This window comes from Microbulbifer mangrovi (assembly GCF_002009015.1).
Classification (GTDB): Bacteria; Pseudomonadota; Gammaproteobacteria; order Pseudomonadales; family Cellvibrionaceae; genus Microbulbifer; species Microbulbifer mangrovi.
Genome location: NZ_LZDE01000108.1, coordinates 1 through 1,360, shown reverse-complemented (window position 1 = coordinate 1,360; position 1,360 = coordinate 1). Strand labels below are relative to the sequence as shown.

At 41.0% G+C, this 1,360-nt stretch carries 2 protein-coding genes; both read left to right on the top strand.

Annotated elements, in window-relative coordinates:
- Positions 1 to 43: 43 nt before the first annotated feature.
- Positions 44 to 445: a hypothetical protein gene (locus tag B4U49_RS00530; RefSeq protein WP_078082656.1), complete on the top strand. Its 402-nt coding sequence runs from the start codon at positions 44 to 46 to the stop codon at positions 443 to 445.
- 135 nt (positions 446 to 580) lie between these two features.
- Positions 581 to 1,309 (top strand): hypothetical protein, encoded by a 729-nt coding sequence (locus tag B4U49_RS00525; protein ID WP_078082655.1) that lies wholly within the window; start codon positions 581 to 583, stop codon positions 1,307 to 1,309.
- The last annotated feature ends 51 nt before the right edge of the window (positions 1,310 to 1,360 follow it).

Sequence of the window (1,360 nt, the reverse complement as noted above, 5' to 3'; positions counted from 1 at the left end):
CCGCCGCTGCGCACGGCGTTATGCCTAAGGAAAGATCGAGAATATGAGCTGGGACATCTCAATCATTAAGTTTTCAAGAGATTATTCATCAATTGAAGAAATACCTGATGATGAAGTTCCTCTAAACCTTGGAGAAAGATCTTTCGTTCATGAGTCTGTCTTAGAATTTTTCCCTAAAACAAACTGGAGCGATCCAGCTTGGGGAATCTATGACTGTGAGTTTGGCTCTATTGGGTTCAACGTGGGCGATAAAGAAATTGCAGAAGGAATGATGCTACACGTGAGAGCATCTGATGAGATAGTTAAACCAATCATCGCAATGTGTCTTAAAAATGGATGGTCAGGTCTAGATACAGGAAGCGGTGATTTCATCGAAAAAGCAGATGATCCTACTAGTGGTATAAACAGCTGGCGTGAGTATCGAGATCAGGTGTTAAAGAAATGAAATGGCATAACAAGGCGCTGCAACCGACTGCCAAAACTGTCATTTGTGTTGCAAAAATCCGCAAAACAAATGCCATTTTTATCAGCGGCTGAGCGCGGCGTTAAGTGAAAAGAAGCTCAAGTTTCTGAGTTATGAATGAATAAGCCAAGCCATAAGATAATTGCTTATATAATCACCACAATTCTGTTGATCGCCGCAGGAGTAATAGCTTCGTATGTTATTGGCGTAGGGATTATTGGTGGTTCAAATTTTTCGTCGGCACCAGAAGATTGGGCGGAATTCTCTACATACTTCAATGGGATGCTAAGTCCCATCCTTGCAGGCGTAGCAGCTGCCGTCGCGTTTATATCAATAAACCATCAGTTGTCGGCTCACAAGCAAGATTCAACGCAGAATGAGAAGATATCAAATTATTTAAATCACATTAAACTGCTTCAAAACATGATTGAAAAGCAGTGGCTGACTATAACTAAAGTCACAAAAAGTGACTGGGAGCATGAGCCGTTCTATGCAATTAATAAAAAAAATATAAAATCCAACTTGTTAAAGAACGTTTATTTATCACCCGAGGTGAATAATCTTTCTAATTTATTTCAAGATCTGGTTGAAGCAGTGCAGTGGTACACTCAGTTACACAAATCGAAAATTGAATTTAATTCAAAAGACTTCGTTAGGAGTGAGTGGTCACATTTCTCTAGATCTCTTATCAGAGAGCATGATAAGAAAATGCGATACTGCTACGAGTATTGCAATTGGTTGATTGAAGAGCCTTGCGCTCAAACCAAAAAATACCAAACGCAAGCGCTTAGCTTTCGACAGTTTTACGAGAACCTGTGTAGCAATGGTACTATTCAGACCCCGTAAGCACTTAACAAGCGCAAGCAGTATGCTGCGGCCCTTCGGGCCTCCGCGGGA